Source organism: Francisella sp. 19X1-34, assembly GCF_041102755.1.
In the GTDB taxonomy this organism is placed as follows: Bacteria; Pseudomonadota; Gammaproteobacteria; order Francisellales; family Francisellaceae; genus Francisella.
This window is the reverse complement of sequence record NZ_JBGCTX010000005.1, coordinates 1-22,687: the sequence shown is the minus strand read 5'-3', so window position 1 is coordinate 22,687 and position 22,687 is coordinate 1. Positions and strand designations below refer to the sequence as shown.

Genomic DNA, 22,687 nt, shown 5'->3' with positions numbered 1-22,687 from the left:
TGTTTTAGAATTATAGTTTTGAATAAGATTTCTCGTTCATTATAATATATTTATCAAGAAAAATGTAGATTTAACGAGTTGTAATCTTAATAAAAGATATAGTTTTTTAGTATTTATTAACTATCTTGATTTAACTCCTATTGATGCTAGTCTTTTCTCTATAGATGGATGTGTAGAAAATAAATCTGACATATCACCACCGTTAAAACCAGCACTTAGTGGATCAAATATATATGATGCGCGACGAAGATTTTCATTTTTATTATGTTTGTAGCTATATTGTGCTTCTTGTGTATGACTGTCGTTTGCAATCTTTATAAGGGCATTTGCCATCGGCATATTTGTCCGCATAAGTTCAACGGCTCCAGCATCAGCCATATACTCGCGTGTTCGGCTTAAAAATAGCATCATAAATATTGTAAATACTTGTAGCACATATCTTAAAATCATAATTATAATAAAGAAAGCTGCTGCGTTATTATTGCGATTATTATTGCGGTTATTACCTGAGAAAAGGACTGAGTAGAATAGTAAATCCATAATGATTAACATCATATTTGATAAAACCATTGTAAATAGATTTAATTTAATATCTTGATTGCGAATGTGTGTTAACTCATGTGCCATTACAGCCTGTAGCTCATCTCGAGTTAGAGCATTTGCAAGTTTTGAGGTAATAGCAACCATTGCAGATTTTTCAGAATAACCTGAGGCAAAGGCATTCATATAATTTGCATCAATTAAAAATACTTTAGGCATATAACGCATTCCGGCAGCAACTTTCATTTCTTCAACTACGTTGTAGACTCTTTTTGCTAGAAGATCTTGGCTATCAGCAGATACTTCATGATATTGCGTGCCTGAGAGCATAATCTTGTCGTACATGCTAAAGGTTATGAAAATCCATATTATAGCGATCACTGATATCATCATTGTTGCGTATGGAGGTATTTGAAATGTTACGAGCCACATAAATACTTGGCCAATAGGTAGTTGATTACCTGTGTGTGCGTAGTAGTAATTTGCCAGCTCACTATAGCGCCAAAATGTATCAACAAAGATTCCCAGTAAAAAAAATACAATCAAGAAAGTTGCTATTACTAGATAGGTACGACGAGTGTTTTTACGGACAACTTCTCGCCAATTTACTGAGCCATATTGAAGATTATCAGTGTTTGACATTTTATAGTTCCACTCTAGAGTCTTCTAGTTGTTGTTTTTTCTCTTCAGAGATATTCCAGTAAATAAAATCTTCATTTAGTTTTTTGAAGAAATTAACCACAATACCAGCAAAAAATGATTTTTTATGTGCATTATATCTTTCGATAGAATCATTTAGTGCTTGTTTTGCAAAAGCTAATTTATTCTCAGTAGATGTGATTTCTTCTTGTAGTTGTATTACATTTTGATTAGCTTTTAGTTCAGGGTAATTTTCAAATTGGATATTGATACCCTTAGCTAAATCAGAAATTTTGTTTTCAGCTGCAATTCTTGTTTGGGTATCTCCTTGTTCTTTAGCAGTATTTGCTTTACTTCTCAGAGCAACTACTTGTTTAAGAGTTGTTTGTTCGTAGTCCATGTATTTTTTTACAACATTGACTAAAGAATCAAAAACTTTAGCTCTACGATCTAATTGAACGTCTATTTGCTTTTCTGAGTTTTTAACAGTTTCTATTTCTGCTATTAGCTTGTTATATGTCATTACCATGTAGATGACAATTATTGCAATAATAACTAGTAGAATTATACCAAATGTCATTTCTGTCTCCTTAAATGAGTTATCTAAGTATAAAGATGATATGAAATGATTATTTTTTCAAGTTTATTTTAAATTTTCTTCTATGAAGTCGCAGAAAGCTTTTGTTAGAGTTGTATGATATTTTTTCTTATGTAACAGTTTATATAAGTTTCGTCTAAGATCAAGATCCTGTATTTCAAGTACTTTATATCTATTAGTGTCTTCGGAGTGACTTGTTATTATCTCTGATAAGCATGCTAAGCAGTCACTATGTGAAATGTATTGTTTTATGGCTTCTGAGCCACTTAGAGTAATCGCTTTTTTAATATTTGACATATTATTTTCAAGAGCATTGAAGAAAATATCAAATGTTCCGGAGCCTTGTTCTCTAGTGACCCATTCGTATTTTAAAAGGTCCTTTATTTTTATATTCTTTTTCTTATTTAAAGGATGATCTGCTCGACAAATAATCTTTAAAGCATCTTTCCTCCATAAACTAGTTTCTATGCTTTGGCTACTGCATTCCCCTTCAATAAAGGCTACATCACAGCTTAGCGTTTCAATACTATTGATAATTTTTTGAGTATTACCAGATATTATTTCAAAGTTTACATCTGGATAAGTTTTTCTAAATGTAGCTACATATTTAGGAAGTATATAATTTGCTATTGTAGTGCTAGCCCCAATAATTATTTTTCCTGATAATTCTGAATCACTATCAGTAAAAGTTTCAAACTCTTGGACTTCATCTAATATTTTTATAGCCTTTGTTAGGAGGTTTTTACCGTTGGCATTTAGTTTCATGCGCTTGCCAACTCTGTCAAATAATGTCGTATCAAGCATACTTTCAAGTTGAGACAGTGACATACTTGCTGCAGCTTGAGATATAAAACATTTCTCAGCACCAGCACTAATTGATTCTGATTTAGCAGTATTAACAAAAACTTGAAGTTGCTTTAATGTAATTCGCATATTAATTTTAGCTAAACTTATATATTAAAATTGTATTATAAGATTTTCTGATATGCAATATTAGAATTACTAATTAGGATCATAGTGGAAGCTTCTATATAATATAAAATTAATCTATTGTTAAATTTAATAAATAATTGGAGAGACACAGATGCAAGAATCTAAAAAGTATGAATGGGCTATAATTGGAGCGGGTCCTGCAGGTATGGCTACATTAGGCCTTTTATTGGATAATGGTGTTAAAGCTAGTGATGTTCTATGGGTTGATCCACTTTTTGAAGTTGGAGACTTTGGAGAGAAGTGGGGTGAAGTAAGTAGTAACACTTCTGTTGAACTTTTCTTTAGATTTATAGAGGATATAAAATCATTTAATTATGCAGAAAATAATCAAAAGTTTCCCTTAGAAAGCTTTGATAGAGCTGGATTTACTTCATTAAAAGAAGTTACTAAGCCTTTAAAATGGGTTACAAACGACCTTTTAAATAGGGTTGATAATAGTAAAGATATGATTACAGATTTAAAGGTATCTGATGGTGTTTGGGATATTAGTGGTGAAAGTGGTAGTTATGCTGCTAAGAAAGTAGTTCTTGCTACTGGTGCTATACCAAAATCATTAAATATTCACAATTTTGAAGTGACTGAAGAAGTTGATCTTTCAACGGCTTTAACACCTAGTAAATTAAAACAAGAACTTAAGTCTGATGATAAAGTGGCAGTTTTTGGATCTTCACATTCAGCTATGATCATTATTAGAAATTTATTAGAATCTGGGGTTAGTGATGTTGCTAACTTTTATTTAGAACCATTAAAGTATGCTGTTAATATGGGTGACTATATTCTTTATGATAATTCAGGTTTAAAAGGTGAGACAGCTAAATGGGTTAGAAAAAATATTTCTCAGAACTTAGATAGTAGAGTCAAAAGATACTTATCTACAAGTGAACAAGTTAATAATCATTTACATAAGTATAATAAAGTTATTTATGCTACAGGATTCCAACAAAGAGTGCCAAGTGCAGAAGGTGTTGATGTAAGACAGTATGATCCTACTACAGGAATTATAGCACCGGGACTTTTTGGTGTTGGTATTGGATTCCCTCAGAAAGTTACAGATCCTAATGGTAATGTTGAGCTAAATGTTGGCTTATTTAAATTTATGAAAGACATAAAAAGAATGTTACCTTTATGGACTAGATATGACATCTAAACTATTTTAATAATCTTAACGCATTTATTATCACAATAAGTGTTGTTCCTATATCTGCGGCAATTGCCATCCATAAAGTTGCTAAATCTGCCATAGCTAATGATATAAATATAGCTTTTACAGCTATAGCAAAAGTTACATTCTGCTTTATTATGTCTAACGTTCTTTTAGAATGTTTGATTAACCATGGTAGTTTGCCAATATCGTCAGACATCAAAGCGATATCTGCAGTTTCTATAGCGATATCATTGCCAATAGCTCCCATAGCAATACCTAGGTTTGATCTAGCAAGAGCTGGAGCATCGTTGATACCATCACCGACCATTGCAACATTAGTATATTTATTTACAAGCTCTTCTACTTTAGCAACTTTATCTTCCGGTAGAAGTTCTGCATAGTATTTATCTATACCAGCCTGTTTGGCTATAGCTCTTGCTGTACCAATATTATCTCCGGTAAGCATGACATTTTGGTTAACTCCAGATTCTTTTAACTGTTTTAAAGCTTCACTAATATTATCTTTTATACTATCTTGTATTGCTATAGCTCCAACTATCTGATTATTATTTCCAATAAAAATTAATGTAAAACCATTAGCTCCAAGCTCATTTGCTTGTTCGTGTATGGACTTATTATTACAAAGCTGTTTCTCATGAGCAAAGGCATGGCTTCCTAGCCAATAAGATGAGTCTTTTATTTGTCCTGTTATACCTTTACCACCAATAACTTTTGTATTTATAGTTTCTTCAATTTGTATATTATTTTGATTAGCATAATCAATAATTGCTTTAGAAATAGGGTGATCAATAGTTTTTTCTAAACTGGCAGCTATAGTTATTAATTGCTTTTCAGAGAAGTTATCGTTAGTGATAATTTGTTTTACCACGGGTTGACCTTTAGTCAAAGTTCCTGTTTTATCAAAAGCAATAGCTTTAAGTTTTGTAGGAACTTCAATGAAGTTTCCTCCTTTTATTAAAATACCATTTCGTGCGGCTCTTGCTAAGCTAGAAACTATTGATATTGGAGTTGATATAACTAGTGCGCAAGGGCATGCTATCACGAGAATAACTAAAGCTTGGTATATCCATTTAATCCATGGTTGGGCTAAAAATAGTGGAGGGACTATAGCAATCAATATAGCGAGTACTATCATACAAGGAGTATAGACTCTAGCAAATTTATCGACCCATTTTTCAGATGATGAACGTTTTGATTGTGCATGTTCTACTGCTTGGATAATTTTTGCTATAGATGAATTACTTGCCGTTTTTGTGGTTTTAATTTCAATAGATGAGTTACCATTTATACTACCTGCAAAAACTTCATCACCGATTTGTTTCTCTATCGGAATTGATTCACCTGTAATAGGTGCTTGGTTTATAAAGCTATCACCTTTTATAACAATACCATCCAGAGCAATTTTTTGGCCAGGTTTGATAAGTAGTCTTTTACCTACATTAATTTCTGCTAAAGGTTTTTCCTCAAATTCTTTATCATGACAGCAGTATACTAAAGCTGTGTCGGGGGTTAGATCCATAAGTTTGGTTATTGCTGAGCGTGCATTACCAACACTCCAAGCCTCTAAAACGAGAGATAAAGAGAACAAGAAACTTACAACGGCAGCTTCAAAAAGTTGTCCAATTGCTGCAGCACAAACTATAGCTATCACCATCAGTAAGTTCATATCAGCATTAAGACGCTTTAATGAAGCGATAGCTTTTGGGAAAACAAACCAACTACCAAATACTATAGCCAAAATATAACTAAATTGTGACATTAGAGTAAGCGTTGTACCTGAACCATTATCATTATCTATAAATGCATTTATGAAGCCATGATCAAAAGCATGAAATAAATATGCAAATATTATTAGAATACCACTAATAGATGTTGTGATTAAGCGTAAGTATTTACTAATAAAGCTAGAACTTTGATCATCTGCAATATGTTCACTCCAAGCTTTGGTATTTAGGCCTGACTTCTTGATTAATGAAATTATTTCTTTTGCAGAAATACCTTGTTGATTTATTAGGAGCTTACCATTAAGTAGATCAAACTGCATATTCTCTTCAGATACCTTTTTACCTAAAGCTTTTTTTATAATATTTACTTCTTCAATACAGTCTAAACCATATACTTTGAACTCTAAGTGTTGATTACTTTGATTCATAGCAAGTTCTCCTTTGCATGTATTTCAGGCAGATGTTCAAGTTTTTCTTTTATCATCTGTTTAATTATTTTTTGGTCGCTTTGAATAGTACTATCATCTTCAAGTATTTTTAAAAGCCAGTTTAATTGTTCTTTATAAATAGAATTAAAATAAAAATAATGAAAACGACCCTGTTTACGTTTATGGATAAATCCATTACGTCTGAGGATATCTAAATGTTTAGAAATAGTTGAGTTAGCAAGTTTGAATATATGCGCTAAATGACAAAGGCATAATTCATGCTGATATATTACCATTAAAATTCGTATCCTTGTCTCATCACTTAAAGCTTTTTGGAAGTCTACTATGTCGGCAAGTTTCATTTTTTAAAACTATATTTCGCTAAATAGCGAAATATTACTTGTAAAATCATAAATTTTCAATGGATATATCAACTTTTTAATTAGAAAGTTTGATTATTAAAATATCATCCTTCATTATTATGGATCCCTCATTAGGGTATATAGGCATATTCTTAGCGATTTTTTCACCAAGCTTTACTTGCTTATGTGAAGGCATTTTATAGTAGTTATTTAACCAGTGAGAGAAAAAATATGCTCTATGATTCAAGTTGCTTTCTTGCCAGGAGGTACCAGGGAATATACTACTAAACAAATCAAAATCACTGTTAGAATAAAAAGGCTGCTTTTTAGTTTCTTCAATAAAAAAGCTATTGCTAATTTTTTTAGAGCTTACAAAGACTATTGGTGTATGGTATATATCTTTTCCAATCATTCTATAAGCTTTTTGATAGAGAGTATTGAGTATCTTTTCATTATACTTCTCAGCCATATTTTTACTATATGTTAGAAGGCATATTTGCTTAAAGTTAAAAAGAGCAATGATTATAGCTATCACTAATATAAGGCGTTTTTTATTAAAAACCTTATAACAAACAGTAGCTAGCATAGAAATACTTAGTGGTATTGAGAATAGTATTCTCAAAGGCATAGGTGATAAAAATATAATTGGTAATAATAATGGGGTTATTAAACCTATAAAAACTATTAAGCTATATAGTTTTCTTATTTTGAAAATTAGAGGTAGAATTACTATGTAGCATAAAGCATAAATAATAGTAAAGCGAGATTCAAAAATATTAAAAATATAGTCTACCAGTAGCTGAATACTTTTTAGAATTGAGTGATGTTTTGACCAACCATCAAAGAAGTTTGTTAAATAGTGCGATTTACTTATAAATAAATATATAATATGAGTTGTCAGAAAGTAAAAAAATAGACTTATAATAACTATAGAAAGTAAATATAAATTATACTTTAGGATTTGTTTTAAATTAAAGTTTGATTTTAAGCAGTTGAGTATTAGTACTACTATAGATCCCTCTAAAAAGTATATTAAAAATGATTGGTAAATACCTATTGAAAGAAATAAAAGCAAAATGCTTAAAATAAAGCTAAAGAAATTATTTTCTTTATAAAAGTATAATGATAAAAAGTATATTGAAATAGAAGTAAGTAGAAACCCTAATCCAATACCTATATTTTGATTTACAAAGTTTAGTTGAAAAATATATATTGGTGATACTAAATAAAATAGTCCAAAAATAATAGTTAGCTTTTTATCTGTATAAATTTTACTTAATACAACTATCCATATGATGTAAGAACAGAAAATAAGGCCTACAGCTAACAGAGAGTTAAAGTATGGTATGGGTACAGAGCCTGTTAACCAGACTAATATACCTAATATAGGTCTACCAAGTTTAAAAAATTGGACATTCAATGGATATAAGTATTGGCTATTTCCTAAACTATATGTTGCTAGTTCTGTATCTATAGAAAGGGTCCAGGAAAATATGAAATAAGCATATATCAATATTGTATAAATTGCAGATATTTTTATTACAGAATAGTTCTCTTGCAAAGAGATTTTAAAATCAGTTATTAACTGCTTCATTATGTTTTTATTTAATTATCTGTTTATCTGATTATACTACAATATAAGGTTAGTCAATTGAAAAAAGTTTCTACTTTTAAATTAATACTAAGAAACCACTTTAGCTATCTTCTAGCATACAGCATCAATATTTTATGATAATAGAAAGTTCTTAGTGAGAAGTGTTTACACTTTATCAACTATAGAATATAGTAGGAATATAGTGGTTATATGATTTTATTTTATGCAAAAAAATATACTCGTTTTAGGCGCAGGAGCTTGGGGCACAGCACTAGCTTTACAGCTTGCCTATAAAGGACATAATGTTAAGATAAGTTCTTGGAGAAAAGAGCATAATCAACAAATGTTAGAAGATAGTAATAATTTTAAATATCTTCCAAGTATAAAAAATTTTCCAGAAACATTAAGTGCGATACAAAACTGGCAAGATCATATAGGTAGTTTTGATGATATATTAGTAGCAACTCCAAGCTCAGGGTTTAAAAATATTATTTTAGAGCTTAGAGAAGCTATACAACCACATCAAAATATTATTAGTGCAACAAAAGGATTCTGTCATGATACTTATGCATTATTAAGTGAAATTGTTGGAAACATATTACCTGATGTAAAATTTGCATTATTAACAGGTCCTAGTTTTGCAAAAGAAGTTGCAAATAAGCTACCAACAGCAGTGGTAGTTGCATCAAAGGATATCGATTATGCAAAATATGCACAGCAGTTATTTAGTAATGAGAATTTTAGGTGTTATACAACTACAGATATTATTGGAGCTCAAGTTGGTGGGGCTGTTAAAAATGTTTTAGCTATAGCAGCCGGTGTTGCCGATGGCATGAAATTTGGTGTAAATGCTCATGCTGCTTTGATTACTCGTGGTCTTGCTGAGATCAAAAAGCTTGGACTTAAGCTTGGAGCAAACTCTGAAACATTTATCGGACTTAGTTGCTTAGGCGATCTACTTTTAACTTGTTCAGATAATCAGTCACGTAACCGAAGATTTGGACTTTATCTTGGCCAAGGAATGACTATTGAAGAGTCATTAGAGAAAGTAAATAACGTTGTCGAGGGTTATTCAACAGCAAAAGCAGTTTATAAGCTTGCTAAAAAACATGATGTCGACATGCCTTTAGTCTTTGCTGCTTATAAGGTTTTATACGAGTTTATTGAGCCTAGAGATATTGTTAAAGAATTGATGACTCGTCAATTAAAAAATGAGAACTAATATTTAACCACCAGCAACTTTTTTTGGTACATAGTCTTTGAAATTTGTTTGCTGCATTCTAACTCTTGTATTAAATGCGTAATCTCCAAATTTAATAAGTGGTTTCACAATAGTTGAGTTTTCCCATAAGCTATTTTCCTTAACTTTATCAAAAGAGTTAAGAGTTGAGCAAACTATTGCAAATACAAAGCTAAAACGCACTAAGGCAACAAAAAAGGCAAATATTGTATTTGAAAGACTTTCCTTTTCTTTATTGTTACGCAGAAATACTTTCATAATACCAAAGATTATTAGGTAAGCACCAAGCAGTACTAGTATGAAAGACACAATATATGCAATATTAGGATCTTCTATCAAAGAGTTTATATAAGCTACTTGTATTTTCTGAGCCAGAATTCCAGCAAGAACAACTGAGAAGATCATTAAAACTAATAATACTATATTTTTAAATAAACCTTTTACTGAAGCAAAAAGACTTAATACTAGAACTACTATTATTATTAAAATATCTAAAAAGTTCATATCTATTTACCCTGTTATTATATCCTTTATTTGATTTAGGTTAGTTATTCCAATAATTTCAATATCTTTTTGTGATAATGATTTTGATATATTTGCTTGAGGAACAACAATTTTTTTAAAGCCGTGTTTTCTAGCTTCATTTATCCTTTCTATGCCGTATGGAATGGGGCGAATTTCTCCAGATAAGCCAACTTCTCCCATTATCAGCATGTCATGAGGTATCTCTATTTCCTTGATACTTGAATAGATTATTAAAATAAGGGCTAAATCTATACTTGTTTCATTTATCTTGATACCACCAACAACATTTAAAAATACATCTTTGTCATATAAATCAATGTGCATATAACGTTGTATAACAGCTAAAATCATTGCTAGACGATTACTATCGATACCAACGCATAATCTTCTAGGAGGTTGATTAATATTTTTATCAACAACTAAAGATTGCAACTCAACCAATAGTGGTCTAGTTCCCTCCCATACAGAGACTATAACACTACCAACAAGATTTGTACGACCATTATTTAAAAATATTGCCGAAGGATTTTTAACCTCTTTCATGCCTTTATCAGTCATAGCAAATATACCAATCTCATTGACAGCACCAAATCTATTCTTAAGTGCGCGCATCATACGGTATCTACCATTATCTTGTGGCTCGATGAAAATTACAGCATCAACAATATGCTCTAAAACTCTAGGCCCAGCTACATCACCAGACTTTGTAACATGACCAACAAGGAAAATAGCTATTTCATGCTGTTTAGCAACTTGTGTGATATATGCTGTAGATTCTCGTACTTGTGATACTCCACCTATCATTGATTGAAGCTCAGGATTATACATGGTCTGAATTGAGTCAATAACTATAACTTCAGGCTTATGCTTGATAATATAATTAGAGATTTGCTCAATATTTGTTTCACACATTACCAATAACTCATCTTTAGGTAGATTAAGTCTTTCTGCTCTTAATGCGATCTGTTCTAAGGACTCTTCTCCACTTACATATAAGACTTTCTTACTTAAGGATAAAAAAGCCATTATTTGAAGTAAAATTGATGATTTACCAATGCCAGGGTCACCGCCAACTAAGGTTACCGAACCTCTAACTATCCCGCCACCAAGTACTCGATCAAACTCAGTGATACCGGTTGATGTACGAGAGTATTCTTTACCCTTTATATCAGAAAGTGCAGTAGCTTTTGAGATGCTTCCTGAAAATCCAGCTCTAGACTTTGGGGTTTTTTTAGTATCTACTTGAACCTCTTCAACTAATGTATTCCATTGATTACAACTATAGCATTGACCTTGCCAACGAGGTGAAGTAGCGCCACATTCTTGACAGATGAAAATAGTTTTTTGTTTTGACATAAAAAATTACTTTATTTTATAACCTAGTAGATATTTACTAACAACTCTTTCTGTTTCTGATGCATTAGGTCCTATAAACTGTATCATATAACGATATTGGTTAGTATTTTCTTCATTGGAGGAGCGAATACTTTTTGGGTATATAGATACTATTCGTGCTTCACAACCAACTTGCTCCTTAAGCTCTGTTAGAGTAATTGATACTCTAATGATGTCTCCAAGCTCAAAGACCTTATGTGAGTTTATTTCCATACCACCATCTTTAATTATTTTAAAATGGATATGATAAATTTCTTCGCGGTGATCAAAGGTATATTCTAGTTCTTCTTTGATATCTTCTTCACTATAATCTATGGTTATGCTACCTTCGACTATTTCATTTTCTAGGCTGTGATCTTCTGCTTTAGCTTCCTCTTCTTTTAGAGAGGAGTTTGTTGTTTTAACTTGCTCTTCATCTTGATCAAAATCATCCTCAAGTATTGATGGATCTAAGCCTTGACTTTCATCTAAATTAATCTCAATTACATTAACATTTTCATCTGAGTTATCATTATCCTCATCATCAATATCATATTCAGAAGCATCAGAATAATCAGATTCGTTTTTAAACTCATCATCACGATCATGGTCATTCGTAAGTTCACTATGTTTATCTTGTTGAGCTTTTTGAATTTTCTCACTAAAGATATCAGATCGAGAACTTTTCTTTTTAGTTTCTTCTTTATCATTGCCAGCATTTTTTTTTAGAAGATCTAATCGATTGCTCATTTTATACGCCTCTTTGATATCGACCTGAATATTTTATAACTAAAGTATATAATACTTGAAAGTAAGATAAGTATAAATATGGATAAATATTTATTATTAGATATCCAGTTAGATATTTCTATATGGTTGACGAATTTTAAGATAGCGTGACCAAATAAGTAGCCTAATGTTATATAGATAAAAGCCCATATAAAACTACTTAAAGCATCTAAGCTAACAAACTTTAGTTTACTAATATTACTTAGACCAACTATTAAAATAGTAACTGTCCTTAATCCGTATAAAAACCTAATACTAAGAATGGCTAGAGATTCATATTTTTCTAAAAATTTAGAGGATTTTTTAGCTTTATAGCTCCATGAAGCCTTTCGTTGAATAAGCTTCTTGCCAATAAACTTAGATAGGATGAATATAGTGTTATCATGAGCAATAGCTCCTAGAGTTGCCGCAATAATTACTAAGGGATAGCTAAATAGTGTAGCTGCAGTAGCGATACCAACCATAATTAGAAAGATCTCTCCCTCTACAAATACTGCCAAGCCTACAGCAAGATATCCCCAATGAAGTAAAAGACTCCAGAACTGTTGTTCACTCATGATTATTTCTTATAAGCTTTTGTAATTAATAGTTCATCTAATATAACTAATGCTAGCATAGCTTCAGCTATTGTAACCCCTCTTATACCTACACAAGGGTCATGTCTTCCTTTTGTTATAACAGTTGTGTCATTACCATCAGTATTTATACTTTTACCTGGTTGTAAGATACTTGAGGTAGGTTTGAAAGCTAGCTTTGCAGTTATATCTTGTCCTGTAGAGATTCCTCCAAGGATACCTCCTGCATTATTGGTTAAAAAGCCTTGTTCTTGTGTTATTTCATCGCGATGTTGACTGCCTCTTTGAGCAACACAGTCGAATCCATTTCCAATACTTACAGCTTTAACAGCATTTATACTCATTAGAGCATGGGCAATATTTGCATCAAGTCTATCAAAAACAGGTCTGCCTAATCCTGCATCTAGACCACTTGCAACAACTGTTACTTCAGCGCCTATTGAGTCACCTTCTTTACGGATTTTATGAATTAGCTTTTCACAGTTTCCAATAGCATTTTTATCAGCAATAAAAAAAGGATTTTCATTTATAAAGTCTTTTTCTTTAAAATCAATTTTTAAATTTCCTATTTGCGAGCAGTAGCCATAAATTTCGATACCATGGAGTTTTAGGATTTTTTTAGCTATAGCTCCAGCTGCCACACGCATTGCTGTTTCTCTTGCTGAAGATCTACCACCACCTCTATAGTCACGAATACCATATTTTTTAAAATATGTATAATCTGCGTGGCCAGGGCGGAACTTATCTTTTATTTCTCCATAGTCTTTTGATTTGTGGTCTTGGTTTTTTATAATTAAACCAATAGGAGTTCCTGTTGTTTTGCCTTCAAAGATGCCAGATATTATTTTAACTTCATCTGGCTCTTTGCGTTGAGTTGTAAACTTTGACTGTCCCGGCTTACGTCTGTCTAGTTCTATCTGAATATCCTCTTCGCTTAAGGGAATATTACTCGGGCAACCATCAATAATAGCAGCAAGAGAATCTCCATGACTCTCACCACATGTTGTTACTGTAAAAATTTTACCAAAAGTATTTCCTGACATGCTTAATAATAATAAATAGTTTATGAGCTTTATAATAACATAAATACTGTTTTTATTTTATCGGTATATGGGTCTGATTTTATAAGCTTTAGGTATATGGTTAAAATATTTGAATATGTTTGAATATAATAAAAGTTAAAATTATCATCAAAGATTTAATTATTGCAGGGATTATTAGTATTAAGATACCATTATAAAAAGCTTTTCTATATCCTATTAGAAAGGTAAGTCGACAAAATCCACAAGTAATTATTATAAGATGAGCAATGATTATCCAGCTAAATGTAATCCATAGGTTTTCAGTTGAAAAAAGTGATAATTTCTTTAAAAAGTAAAAACAGACTGCAACGACAAGAAAGCCAATAATGTATCCTCCAGTTGGACCAAATAAAACTCTCACTCCTTTAGAATTATCTGAGAATATAGGTAACCCAAGAATACCTAGGCTTACATACGTAAATATGCTTAACAGTAATATCCATGATGGCGAAAATAAAATAATAATTCCAATTGCATATGTTTGTAGAGTTATAGGCATTGTCAGTGATTTTATATGGATACTTATTTTAGAACATAAAATTAATAAAAATAATGATAAGAAAAAATAAACAATATTATGATATAACAAAATAGTCACCTTTTTTACTTAAAATAAATATTTGATATTAGGTCTAATTAATTTTTCGAATTTTTATAATATATTTTTTGAATTAAAAGAATTGCTACTACAGGTAAGATTGAGCCGGCATTAATTTTATATACATTATCCCAAGAGAAAAATATACAGCTAGATAGATATAGGCAAGTACCAATTAAAGCTATAATTATAAAGGTTAAGCTATATCCATCGGCTCTCTTTTGCTGATAGTTTTTATATATTTGAGGAAACCAAAAGAAGATACTTATAGTAAAGCCAATATATTGTGCAACTTCATATACAATTGCTGAATTTGAGCCCATTGCAAGCATTGCGATCGCAAAGCATAATATAAAAAGAAAATTGGCTTGTTCAGGGACTTTTTTTGACAAAAAAGTAATTTGTATTTGTTGTATACAGACCCCAAGTAGATAAAGTACAGCAACGACAGCATATTGCCATTTATATCCACACCCAATAGTTATAACCATATCACATAATACCGAAACAAAAATTGCAAATTGAGATAAGATGCTTATATTTGATAGCCTTTCCCTGTGTCTCATATTATGTATGATCTGAGGCACATACTGTATTGAGTATGCAAAAAAACCAGTGTTTAGAATTATAGTTCCAACAAGTTCCTTAGTGATAATAGTAACCTCAATCTAAGTAAGTGGCTTATTAATATTATATAAGCTTTTTATTAAATATATTATCTTTATTTTAATTTTTATTAAAAAGATATAGATATGCACCATAGCCATCTTTTTTTATATCTTCTTTAGGTATAAACTTAAGAGCAGCTGAATTCATACAGTACCTTTTACCAGAAGGTTTGGGACCATCATTAAATACATGGCCTAAATGAGAATTACCGTATTTAGATAAAACTTCTGTTCTATTCATAAACCAACTATTGTCACTCTTTGTAATAATAAAAGATTTATTAATAGGTTTTGTGAAGCTAGGCCAACCTGTTCCTGAATTGTATTTGTTTGTTGAACTAAACAGAGGCTCTCCTGAAACAACATCTACGTATATGCCTTGTTTATGGTTATTCCAATATTTATTATGAAAGGCTCTTTCTGTACCACCTTTTTGAGTTACATAGTATTGTAACTTACTAAGCTTACTTATTGCTTCTGATTTATTATAGTTTTGCCATTTTGGAGTTTCAGATATGCCAAGTATTGGAATTACTAGTATTAATAAGGCTAAAAACTTCTTCATATAAACATAATATAATAGTATGAGTGAATACTTTGATTCTAACATAATCAGCATATGGATCGAGAAGTTAAAACATTAAATATTTTTTAGATTAGCAACCTTTAACATGGATTATATTTATAAATATTTGTATCATGATTAATGTGTATATTTAATATGTTGGAGGTATACATGGTTGTAGATAAACCTTATAGAATATTAGGCTTAGTAGTAGCTTTAGTCTTATTGTCAGGTTTTTCTTTTTTTAAGGAAAAATCTTATGATCTTAATCATGATGATGAGTTGATCGTGCATATGAAAAGTACCCAAACAAAAAAAGCAGTAGGTACGGTTACAATATCACCATATATACAAAATGGTAAGCAAGAAGGGATGTTAATAACACCACACTTATATAATCTGTCGAAATCTAGCACTCATGGTATGCATATTCATATCAATCCAAGTTGTGATGATAATGGCAAGGCTGCAGGAGGGCATTGGGATCCGCAACATACTGGTAAACATTTAGGGCCATATGATGAGAATGGTCATAAGGGTGATTTACCTGTTCTTGTTGTTAATCCAAATGGTACGGCGACTAAGCCTGTTTTAGCACCGAAGCTAAACTCTTTAGAGGAGCTTGAAGGGCATAGCTTAATGATCCATGAGGGCTCTGATAATTATTCAGATAGTCCTAAGCCTCTTGGTGGAGGAGGCAATAGAATGTGGTGCGGAATTATTTCGGATTAATTATATGTATCATGATTCATGGATTCGCTTGAGTTTTTTTATTGGAATATTCTTAGTAGTGTCTTTATGGGAGCTTATTGCTCCTATGAGGAAATTGAAAATTTCAAAGAAAAAACGTTGGGTCAATAATTTAGTATTAGTAGTATTAAATACTTTAGTGCTTAGAATTATTTTTCCAACCACAGCTGTTGGAGTTGCATTACTGTGTAATGAATATGGTTTGGGTGTACTTAATATATTTAGTATACCTTTATGGTCTAAGATTATTATAGCTTTTTTAGTTTTAGATTTTACTATATATATTCAACATGTATTATTTCACTATTTGCCTTTATTATGGAGATTTCATAAGGTTCACCATGTTGATTTAGATTATGATGTTACTACAGGTTTACGTTTTCACCCTGTTGAAATTATCCTATCAATGTTAATCAAGTTTGCTGCAATATGTTTTATTGGGGCTCCAGTGTTAGCAGTGATTATTTTTGAAATTACCTTAAATGGTTTAGCCTTGTTTAATCATGGTAATATTAGGCTCTTTAAAAGCTTAGATATTTTTTTAAGATTTTTTATAATTACTCCTGATGTTCATAGGGTGCATCATTCAACAATACCTTCTGAAACTAATTCAAACTTTGGCTTTAATTTAATCTTTTGGGATAAGCTTTTAGGTACTTATAAAAAGCAACCTAAAAAAGGCTATATGTTGATGGATATTGGTTTAGACCAGTACAAAGATTCTAATATTACTCAAAGCCTTAAAAATATGCTCAAAATGCCTTTCACACGTTAGGTATTGAATATGCATATAAGCTTGAATTGTGAATTAATTTCATTAATAATAATGTTTGATCGTTTTTTATAATAAAAAGGTAAAAATAATGTCTACAATAAATGAAATAGGTAAAATTTATGAGCGCCCTTGGGGAACTTACCAAACAATTAATTTTACAGAAAAAAGCCAAACTAAAATCATAACGGTAAAACCTAAAGGCCAACTCTCTTTACAAAAACATTTTAAGAGAGCTGAGCATTGGGTCGTTGTGACAGGTAAACCAACTATAACAGTTGATGATAGTGTTAAAGAATATAACGTTGGTGAGCATATATTTATCCCTAAAGAAGCTGTACATAGATTAGAGAACTTTACGGATAGTGATATTCAAATTATTGAGGTTCAAGTTGGTGATTATCTTGGTGAAGATGATATCGTACGTTTAGAAGATATCTATAAGCGTGACTAATTTCTAAAAAAATACTAAAAAAAATATTTATTCTATACTCCTTCATTTAAAATAGTTATTGAATTTACATTTTAATAATAGGAGTATCTCTATGGCTATAAAATCAAAAGCAGCTGTTGCATACAAGGCAGGCCAACCATTAACTGTTGAGATGGTAAATGTTTCACTACCTAAAGATAATGAGGTTTTAATTGAAGTTAAAGCAACCGGCATTTGCCATACAGATGCATTTACTTTATCAGGTGCTGATCCTGAAGGACTATTTCCAGCAATATTAGGTCATGAAGGAGCTGGTGTTGTAGTAGAGGTTGGTAAAAATGTTACATCTGTGAAGCCAGGTGATCATGTGATTGCTCTGTATACTCCCGAATGTAGAGAGTGTGAATATTGTTTAAATCCAAAAACTAACTTATGTCAAGCAATTAGAGAAACTCAAGGAAAAGGTTTGATGCCTGATGGTAGTTCTAGGTTCACTACGCATGATGGCCAAGAGATATTTCATTATATGGGGTGCTCTACATTTTCAAATTACACAGTGCTACCAGAAATAGCAGTAGCTAAAATTCGTAAAGATGCACCTTTAGATAAAGTTTGCTATATAGGTTGTGGTGTAACAACAGGAGTAGGGGCTGTTGTTAAAACTGCAAATGTTGAGGCTGGCGCTAGCGTGGTTGTATTTGGTTTAGGTGGAATTGGTTTAAATGTAATACAAGGAGCTAAACTCGTCGGAGCTGGACAAATAGTTGGAGTTGATCTTAATAATGATAAAAAAGAGCTAGCAGAAAAGTATGGTATGACAGATTTTGTGAATCCAAATGAGATTGATGAGGATCTTGTTCAGCATCTAATCCGCCTAACTGGTGGAGGAGCAGACTATAGTTTTGAGTGTATTGGTAATACAAAAGTTATGCGCCAGGCCCTAGAATGTGCTCATAAAGGTTGGGGGCAAAGTGTAATAATAGGTGTTGCTGGAGCTGGCCAAGAAATTAGTACCAGACCATTTCAACTTGTAACAGGGCGCACATGGAAAGGCTCTGCCTTCGGTGGTATGCGTGGAAGAACTGATGTACCAATGATTGTTGATTGGTATATGGATGGCCGTATAGATATAGATAATCTTATAACTTCAAATATTAAAATTGAAGATATCAATAAAGGATTTGAGAATATGCATAACAATATCAGAACAGTTGTTAGTTTTTAGGCTTGTTTATTAAGAAGTTTCTATATTTAGTTCTATATTTAATTTTTTTCAGAAAGTTTAGATCAATTATGAAATTGGGATGTGATTCTACGATTTAATCGTAGAATCTAGAAAATAAATTACTTATTGTTATAAGCTTTAATAGCTTTTTCAAGAAGCTCTAAGGCTCTCTTAAGAGACTTTTCTTCTAAGATATATGCGATTCTTACTTCATCTTTACCAAGTCCTTTTGTGGCATAGAAATCAGCTGCTGGAGATATCATAACTGTTTCTTTGTTATCTTCAAAGTCAGTTAGTAACCATAGGGCAAATTTCTCAGCATCATCAATAGGAAGTTTTGCAACCACGTAAAAAGCACCAGTTGGTTTTTCACAAAGTACATTTTCCATTTTAGAGAGAGCTTCAAAAGTTACATCTCTTCTTTTTTCATACTCAGTATTTACCTCTTTTAAATACTCTTCAGAAACTTCATAAAGAGCCGCAGAGCCAATTTGCTCTAGTGTTGGCGCACATAGCCTAGTTTGGCAAAGTTTAGTTACTTGAGCTATAAAATCTTTGTTCTTAGAGCAAAGAGAGCCAATCCTTGCACCACAAGCGCTATAACGTTTAGAAACTGAATCAACTATTATTACTCTATCCTCAACGCCTTTGATATTGCCAAAAGAAGTACAAGTAAGTCCATCATACGTAAATTCACGATATACTTCATCACTTATAATAAATAGATCCTTCTCTTTAGCAACTTCAGCTAAAGTCTCAAGTTCTTCTTTAGTATAAACAACACCCGTTGGATTTCCTGGGTTTGAAATCATAATTGCACGAGTTTTATCTGTAACACAAGCTAAGATTTCTTCTTTTGATGGTAAATGGAATCCTTCTTCAGCTTTTGTTGTGATTGGCTTAATAGCTACATCAACAGCTGTAGTAAAACCATTGTAGTTTGTATAAAAAGGTTCTGGTACAAGTATTTCTTCACCAGCGTTACAAGTTGCAATTGCTGCAAATATAAGAGCTTCTGAACCACCATTTGTGATTAAGATTTCATTTTCTGCAAAATCCATATCAAATCTTTTGTAGTATTTTGATATTGCTTTGATTAGGCTAGGTTCACCATTTGCTACCGAGTAAGCAATAGTTTCTTTATCATAAGCTCTAATAGCATCCATAAATTCACGAGGTGTTTTAATATCTGGCTGACCAATATTTAAGTGGTAAACTTTTTTACCTTCTTTTTCAGCTTGGATTGAATATGGCACTAACTTACGAACTGGAGAGGCTTGCATTGCCTGTACTCTTTTTGATAATTGCATTTTCTTGATCCTATATTTTGTTGGGTTTTACATATTGAATTATAATATATTTTTATCTATTAAAGAAAGGCTAATAAATTATATTTGTTGACAAAACTTGTATAAAATTAGGCTAGAATATATATTAGTTATGTTCAATAAAAAATAACTGATCATTTATGTTATTACATTTATCTATAAAAAACTTTGCGATTATAAAATCTACAGAAATTGATTTTAAAAGTGGTATGACAGTTTTAACAGGCGAGACTGGTGCAGGTAAGTCAATTTTACTTGATGCCTTAAGCTTTGTTCTTGGAGCAAGGCTTGAAAAGACATTTTTACATGATGAGCAAGTTACAGAAGTATCAGCTACTTTTTGCATAAAAGATAACCAAAAAGCAAAGCGGCTTCTAGATGAACTTTTTATTGATTATGAGAATGATGAATGTACTTTTAGACGTGTCGTTAATAAGTCAAAACAAAGTCGTTTATTTATAAACGGTAGTGTGGTTAAGGCAGCAGATGTTAAAGAAGTATCAGATAAGTTAATAAATATCTATAGTCAAAATTCACATCAAGACTTGTTAGACCCAAAGTCACAGTTAAGCTTACTAGATAGTTTTGCAAATAATGATAAGCTATTAAATGATGTTTCAGAGTCTTTTTATCAACTACAAAAAATGAATGCTCAAATAAAAGAGCTACAAGAGTTAGTTGAAAGTCAAAATAGTCAGCGAGAATTACTTGAGTATAAGTTAGAAGAACTTATTTCCTTAGAGTTAGATAAAAATGAGTTTGAAGAGTTATCTCAAAAGCAAAAGAGTTTGTCTAGTGTCGATGATATTAGCTATAGTTTAAATCTTATATCTAGTTTAATCTATGATGAAGAAACAAATATAACAGCTATGCTAAGTGAGCTTGAAAAAGAGTCTTTAAAGTTAGAAGGAACTAGTTTTAGTAATCTACAAGAGTTAATATCTCAGACAAAAGTATATGCCCAAGAAGCTTATCAAGAAGCTCAAAATAAATTAGATGCATTAGAACAAGATCCTGAAGAACTTGCAAAGATAGAGCAAAGAATGAGCGAAATATACGATCTTGCACGTAAGCATAAGGTAGAGCCAAGTTATTTGTATCAATATATTGAAGAATTACAAACTGAGCTTGAGAGTTTTGCTAATGAAACTACAAGATTAAATGAACTTGAGGAACAAAAGCAAGGTTTAGAACAAAAGTATAATGAGTATGCAGCTAAGCTTAGTAATGCTCGTAATAAAGCAGCAAAAGAGTTTTCAAAACAAGTTGAGAAAAATATTCGTTCATTAAATATTCCTAAAGGTAGTTTTATTGCACAGTTAGTAAAAGCTAACTCAAATACACCAAGAGGATTTGATGAGTGTCAGTTTATGATCAATTTTAATCTTGGAGAAGAGCTTGCACCTGTTAAAAAAGTAGCTTCAGGTGGTGAGCTAAGTAGAATAGGTCTATCAATTCAAGCTGTTTCTGCTGAGAAACGCTCATATCCGACATTAGTCTTTGATGAGGTTGATGTTGGTATTTCTGGAGCAACAGCTGAAATAGTTGGCCGACTTTTGAAGAAGCTTTCTGGAAAGTTACAAGTCTTATGTATTACACATCAGCCTCAAGTTGCTGCACAAGGCCAAACACATTTACACGTAAGTAAGAAGTACCTCAAAGATACAACAGAATCAAAGATTATAGAGCTTAGTTATGATCAGCGTGTATCTGAGATAGCAAAAATAGTAGGGGGCGTAGATATTTCAGAAAATACTCTTAAGCATGCAAAAGAGCTTTTAGGAGAAGTTTAACTTCTAATTATCAAAAAGTATTGGGACATGTGCTTGGCACATTACTAGTTGTTAGGTCTGAAGCATTACTGTTATATGCACAGGACCACTCTATTGTAGTATTACCATTTACAGAACCAATAAACCTAATGGTATCATTTGCGCTACTAAAGACATCCGGAGAAGTTTGGCTTAGGTTTATTTCAATAGTGCCTCCAGAAGTTGAACCATTTATTACGGAAATCCCCGTAGGTATATTTGCGAAAGTTATGTTGGAGATATTATCACCCTCATTTAAGTATTCACTAATTTGTGTTTTTACATTTCCTATTATTGATATCGAATCAATAATTGCTGCTCGCTCTTTATAGTTTGAGTAAAGAGGAATTGCAATAGCTGCTAAAATAGCAATGATAGTAATTACAACCATTAGTTCAACCAGTGAGAAACCTCCTTTGCTTTTTGTTTTCATCACTTCATTCCTTACATAATTTTTCAAATATCTAAAGAAATAAAATTCTTTAGATACTTTTAATTATAAATATAAAAATAGTTTGATCAATAGTATTTTTGAATATAGTTGAGAGATTTTGTAAAATAAAAACTAATTTATTTTTAGAGGTATTTTTTGATTGAAGTATTCTTAAAGAAGAATGAATCTTGTAAATAAAATTCTTATTATAATTATTGTGAAAGCATCTTGACAGCTTGTAGGAAATTAGAATGTCATCAATAGTAGCTATGTAGCTGATTTTCTTCAATCCCAATTGACTTTAGTGCCATCTGTAGTACTAACAAGATTAAACTGAACTGTACCATCATACACTAATTTATTCGAAGAGTCATTCAAAGAGTAATCTTAGCGTAAAGTTAACCTCAGTTCGGAATTAAAAGCATTGTAAATTAAGGGTTTAGTAGTGTTTTTAGGTTAAAATAAGCGAAAAACCG

The 22,687-nt window shown here is 31.5% G+C and carries 23 protein-coding genes; 7 read left to right on the top strand and 16 right to left on the bottom strand.

Annotated elements, in window-relative coordinates:
* Positions 1–120 precede the first annotated feature (120 nt).
* The 3 genes from htpX to AB8E56_RS01455 form a co-directional block, all read right to left on the bottom strand.
* Positions 121–1,182 (bottom strand): zinc metalloprotease HtpX, encoded by a 1,062-nt coding sequence (gene htpX / locus AB8E56_RS01465; protein ID WP_329477217.1) that lies wholly within the window; start codon positions 1,180–1,182, stop codon positions 121–123.
* A 1-nt stretch (position 1,183) separates the two neighbouring features.
* Positions 1,184–1,759 carry a LemA family protein gene (locus AB8E56_RS01460; protein WP_329477215.1) on the bottom strand — a complete coding sequence of 192 codons (576 nt, stop codon included), beginning with the start codon at positions 1,757–1,759 and terminating at the stop codon, positions 1,184–1,186.
* A gap of 63 nt (positions 1,760–1,822) precedes the next feature.
* A complete protein-coding gene (locus AB8E56_RS01455) occupies positions 1,823–2,710 on the bottom strand; it encodes a LysR substrate-binding domain-containing protein (RefSeq protein ID WP_329477214.1) in 888 nt (295 codons plus the stop codon).
* A gap of 151 nt (positions 2,711–2,861) precedes the next feature.
* Here AB8E56_RS01455 and AB8E56_RS01450 point away from each other — a divergent pair, with 151 nt between their 5' ends.
* Entirely contained in the window at positions 2,862–3,917 is a 1,056-nt protein-coding gene (locus tag AB8E56_RS01450) for an FAD-dependent oxidoreductase (RefSeq protein WP_329477212.1), read from the top strand.
* Between the two features lies 1 nt (position 3,918).
* Here the strand turns inward: AB8E56_RS01450 and AB8E56_RS01445 are convergent, their stop codons facing one another.
* The 3 genes from AB8E56_RS01445 to AB8E56_RS01435 form a co-directional block, all read right to left on the bottom strand.
* A complete protein-coding gene (locus AB8E56_RS01445; RefSeq protein ID WP_329477210.1) occupies positions 3,919–6,087 on the bottom strand; it encodes a heavy metal translocating P-type ATPase in 2,169 nt (722 codons plus the stop codon).
* Positions 6,084–6,449, bottom strand: coding sequence for a metalloregulator ArsR/SmtB family transcription factor (locus AB8E56_RS01440; protein ID WP_329477208.1), 366 nt, complete (start codon positions 6,447–6,449; stop codon positions 6,084–6,086). Before AB8E56_RS01440 ends, AB8E56_RS01445 begins: the two co-directional genes overlap by 4 nt.
* Positions 6,450–6,525: 76 nt before the next feature.
* A complete protein-coding gene (locus AB8E56_RS01435; protein ID WP_329477206.1) occupies positions 6,526–8,043 on the bottom strand; it encodes a glucosyltransferase domain-containing protein in 1,518 nt (505 codons plus the stop codon).
* 223 nt (positions 8,044–8,266) lie between these two features.
* On the opposite strand from AB8E56_RS01435, the gene AB8E56_RS01430 reads away from it, so the two are divergent.
* Positions 8,267–9,265, top strand: coding sequence for an NAD(P)H-dependent glycerol-3-phosphate dehydrogenase (locus tag AB8E56_RS01430; RefSeq protein WP_329477205.1), 999 nt, complete (start codon positions 8,267–8,269; stop codon positions 9,263–9,265).
* Positions 9,266–9,268: 3 nt separating this feature from the next.
* Here the strand turns inward: AB8E56_RS01430 and AB8E56_RS01425 are convergent, their stop codons facing one another.
* From AB8E56_RS01425 to msrB, 8 genes are all read right to left on the bottom strand, one after another.
* On the bottom strand, positions 9,269–9,787 hold the full coding sequence (locus AB8E56_RS01425; protein WP_329477203.1) for a CvpA family protein: 519 nt from the start codon (positions 9,785–9,787) through the stop codon (positions 9,269–9,271).
* Positions 9,788–9,793: 6 nt separating this feature from the next.
* Entirely contained in the window at positions 9,794–11,164 is a 1,371-nt protein-coding gene (radA, locus tag AB8E56_RS01420) for a DNA repair protein RadA (protein WP_329477201.1), read from the bottom strand.
* Between the two features lie 6 nt (positions 11,165–11,170).
* Positions 11,171–11,932, bottom strand: a complete 762-nt coding sequence (locus AB8E56_RS01415) for a PilZ domain-containing protein (RefSeq protein ID WP_329477199.1) — start codon at positions 11,930–11,932, stop codon at positions 11,171–11,173.
* Positions 11,929–12,528, bottom strand: coding sequence for a DedA family protein (locus tag AB8E56_RS01410; RefSeq protein ID WP_329477197.1), 600 nt, complete (start codon positions 12,526–12,528; stop codon positions 11,929–11,931). Before AB8E56_RS01410 ends, AB8E56_RS01415 begins: the two co-directional genes overlap by 4 nt.
* Before the next feature lie 2 nt (positions 12,529–12,530).
* Positions 12,531–13,589 carry a chorismate synthase gene (aroC, locus tag AB8E56_RS01405; protein WP_329477195.1) on the bottom strand — a complete coding sequence of 353 codons (1,059 nt, stop codon included), beginning with the start codon at positions 13,587–13,589 and terminating at the stop codon, positions 12,531–12,533.
* Between the two features lie 100 nt (positions 13,590–13,689).
* Positions 13,690–14,127 (bottom strand): biotin transporter BioY, encoded by a 438-nt coding sequence (locus tag AB8E56_RS01400; protein WP_329477193.1) that lies wholly within the window; start codon positions 14,125–14,127, stop codon positions 13,690–13,692.
* A 137-nt stretch (positions 14,128–14,264) separates the two neighbouring features.
* The gene (locus AB8E56_RS01395) at positions 14,265–14,879 is read right to left on the bottom strand and encodes a PQ-loop repeat-containing protein (RefSeq protein WP_329477303.1); all 615 of its coding nucleotides are present in this window, start codon (positions 14,877–14,879) and stop codon (positions 14,265–14,267) included.
* A 73-nt stretch (positions 14,880–14,952) separates the two neighbouring features.
* Entirely contained in the window at positions 14,953–15,459 is a 507-nt protein-coding gene (gene msrB / locus AB8E56_RS01390; protein WP_329477191.1) for a peptide-methionine (R)-S-oxide reductase MsrB, read from the bottom strand.
* Between the two features lie 171 nt (positions 15,460–15,630).
* Between msrB and AB8E56_RS01385 the strand changes: the two genes are divergently transcribed.
* The 4 genes from AB8E56_RS01385 to AB8E56_RS01370 all read left to right on the top strand — a co-directional run bounded on the left by AB8E56_RS01385 (position 15,631) and on the right by AB8E56_RS01370 (position 18,639).
* Positions 15,631–16,191 (top strand): superoxide dismutase family protein, encoded by a 561-nt coding sequence (locus AB8E56_RS01385; RefSeq protein WP_329477188.1) that lies wholly within the window; start codon positions 15,631–15,633, stop codon positions 16,189–16,191.
* Between the two features lie 4 nt (positions 16,192–16,195).
* Positions 16,196–16,984: a sterol desaturase family protein gene (locus AB8E56_RS01380; protein WP_329477186.1), complete on the top strand. Its 789-nt coding sequence runs from the start codon at positions 16,196–16,198 to the stop codon at positions 16,982–16,984.
* An 88-nt stretch (positions 16,985–17,072) separates the two neighbouring features.
* On the top strand, positions 17,073–17,435 hold the full coding sequence (locus AB8E56_RS01375) for a phosphomannose isomerase type II C-terminal cupin domain (protein ID WP_329477183.1): 363 nt from the start codon (positions 17,073–17,075) through the stop codon (positions 17,433–17,435).
* Positions 17,436–17,526: 91 nt separating this feature from the next.
* Positions 17,527–18,639, top strand: coding sequence for an S-(hydroxymethyl)glutathione dehydrogenase/class III alcohol dehydrogenase (locus tag AB8E56_RS01370; RefSeq protein WP_329477181.1), 1,113 nt, complete (start codon positions 17,527–17,529; stop codon positions 18,637–18,639).
* 119 nt (positions 18,640–18,758) lie between these two features.
* On the opposite strand, the gene AB8E56_RS01365 is transcribed toward AB8E56_RS01370, so the two are convergent.
* Positions 18,759–19,949, bottom strand: coding sequence for a pyridoxal phosphate-dependent aminotransferase (locus AB8E56_RS01365; RefSeq protein WP_329477179.1), 1,191 nt, complete (start codon positions 19,947–19,949; stop codon positions 18,759–18,761).
* Positions 19,950–20,107: 158 nt separating this feature from the next.
* Between AB8E56_RS01365 and recN the strand changes: the two genes are divergently transcribed.
* Positions 20,108–21,760 carry a DNA repair protein RecN gene (recN, locus tag AB8E56_RS01360; RefSeq protein WP_329477177.1) on the top strand — a complete coding sequence of 551 codons (1,653 nt, stop codon included), beginning with the start codon at positions 20,108–20,110 and terminating at the stop codon, positions 21,758–21,760.
* A 10-nt stretch (positions 21,761–21,770) separates the two neighbouring features.
* Here recN and AB8E56_RS01355 read toward each other — a convergent pair whose 3' ends face one another.
* Complete coding sequence (locus tag AB8E56_RS01355) at positions 21,771–22,211, bottom strand: prepilin-type N-terminal cleavage/methylation domain-containing protein (protein ID WP_329477174.1); 441 nt, start codon at positions 22,209–22,211, stop codon at positions 21,771–21,773.
* Between the last annotated feature and the right edge of the window lie 476 nt (positions 22,212–22,687).

What these genes read in the sequence shown, in the direction of transcription:
- AB8E56_RS01385 (WP_329477188.1), top strand. Translation starts at nt 15,631, where the DNA reads ATGGTTGTAGATAAACCTTATAGAATATTAGGCTTAGTAGTAGCTTTA.
- aroC (WP_329477195.1), bottom strand. Translation starts at nt 13,589, where the DNA reads ATGTCAGGAAATACTTTTGGTAAAATTTTTACAGTAACAACATGTGGT.
- AB8E56_RS01430 (WP_329477205.1), top strand. Translation starts at nt 8,267, where the DNA reads ATGCAAAAAAATATACTCGTTTTAGGCGCAGGAGCTTGGGGCACAGCA.
- AB8E56_RS01370 (WP_329477181.1), top strand. Translation starts at nt 17,527, where the DNA reads ATGGCTATAAAATCAAAAGCAGCTGTTGCATACAAGGCAGGCCAACCA.
- AB8E56_RS01440 (WP_329477208.1), bottom strand. Translation starts at nt 6,449, where the DNA reads ATGAAACTTGCCGACATAGTAGACTTCCAAAAAGCTTTAAGTGATGAG.
- radA (WP_329477201.1), bottom strand. Translation starts at nt 11,164, where the DNA reads ATGTCAAAACAAAAAACTATTTTCATCTGTCAAGAATGTGGCGCTACT.
- AB8E56_RS01425 (WP_329477203.1), bottom strand. Translation starts at nt 9,787, where the DNA reads ATGAACTTTTTAGATATTTTAATAATAATAGTAGTTCTAGTATTAAGT.
- AB8E56_RS01410 (WP_329477197.1), bottom strand. Translation starts at nt 12,528, where the DNA reads ATGAGTGAACAACAGTTCTGGAGTCTTTTACTTCATTGGGGATATCTT.
- AB8E56_RS01455 (WP_329477214.1), bottom strand. Translation starts at nt 2,710, where the DNA reads ATGCGAATTACATTAAAGCAACTTCAAGTTTTTGTTAATACTGCTAAA.
- AB8E56_RS01380 (WP_329477186.1), top strand. Translation starts at nt 16,196, where the DNA reads ATGTATCATGATTCATGGATTCGCTTGAGTTTTTTTATTGGAATATTC.
- AB8E56_RS01435 (WP_329477206.1), bottom strand. Translation starts at nt 8,043, where the DNA reads ATGAAGCAGTTAATAACTGATTTTAAAATCTCTTTGCAAGAGAACTAT.
- AB8E56_RS01400 (WP_329477193.1), bottom strand. Translation starts at nt 14,127, where the DNA reads ATGCCTATAACTCTACAAACATATGCAATTGGAATTATTATTTTATTT.
- recN (WP_329477177.1), top strand. Translation starts at nt 20,108, where the DNA reads ATGTTATTACATTTATCTATAAAAAACTTTGCGATTATAAAATCTACA.
- htpX (WP_329477217.1), bottom strand. Translation starts at nt 1,182, where the DNA reads ATGTCAAACACTGATAATCTTCAATATGGCTCAGTAAATTGGCGAGAA.
- AB8E56_RS01365 (WP_329477179.1), bottom strand. Translation starts at nt 19,949, where the DNA reads ATGCAATTATCAAAAAGAGTACAGGCAATGCAAGCCTCTCCAGTTCGT.
- AB8E56_RS01445 (WP_329477210.1), bottom strand. Translation starts at nt 6,087, where the DNA reads ATGAATCAAAGTAATCAACACTTAGAGTTCAAAGTATATGGTTTAGAC.
- AB8E56_RS01375 (WP_329477183.1), top strand. Translation starts at nt 17,073, where the DNA reads ATGTCTACAATAAATGAAATAGGTAAAATTTATGAGCGCCCTTGGGGA.
- AB8E56_RS01355 (WP_329477174.1), bottom strand. Translation starts at nt 22,211, where the DNA reads ATGAAAACAAAAAGCAAAGGAGGTTTCTCACTGGTTGAACTAATGGTT.
- msrB (WP_329477191.1), bottom strand. Translation starts at nt 15,459, where the DNA reads ATGAAGAAGTTTTTAGCCTTATTAATACTAGTAATTCCAATACTTGGC.
- AB8E56_RS01450 (WP_329477212.1), top strand. Translation starts at nt 2,862, where the DNA reads ATGCAAGAATCTAAAAAGTATGAATGGGCTATAATTGGAGCGGGTCCT.
- AB8E56_RS01415 (WP_329477199.1), bottom strand. Translation starts at nt 11,932, where the DNA reads ATGAGCAATCGATTAGATCTTCTAAAAAAAAATGCTGGCAATGATAAA.
- AB8E56_RS01460 (WP_329477215.1), bottom strand. Translation starts at nt 1,759, where the DNA reads ATGACATTTGGTATAATTCTACTAGTTATTATTGCAATAATTGTCATC.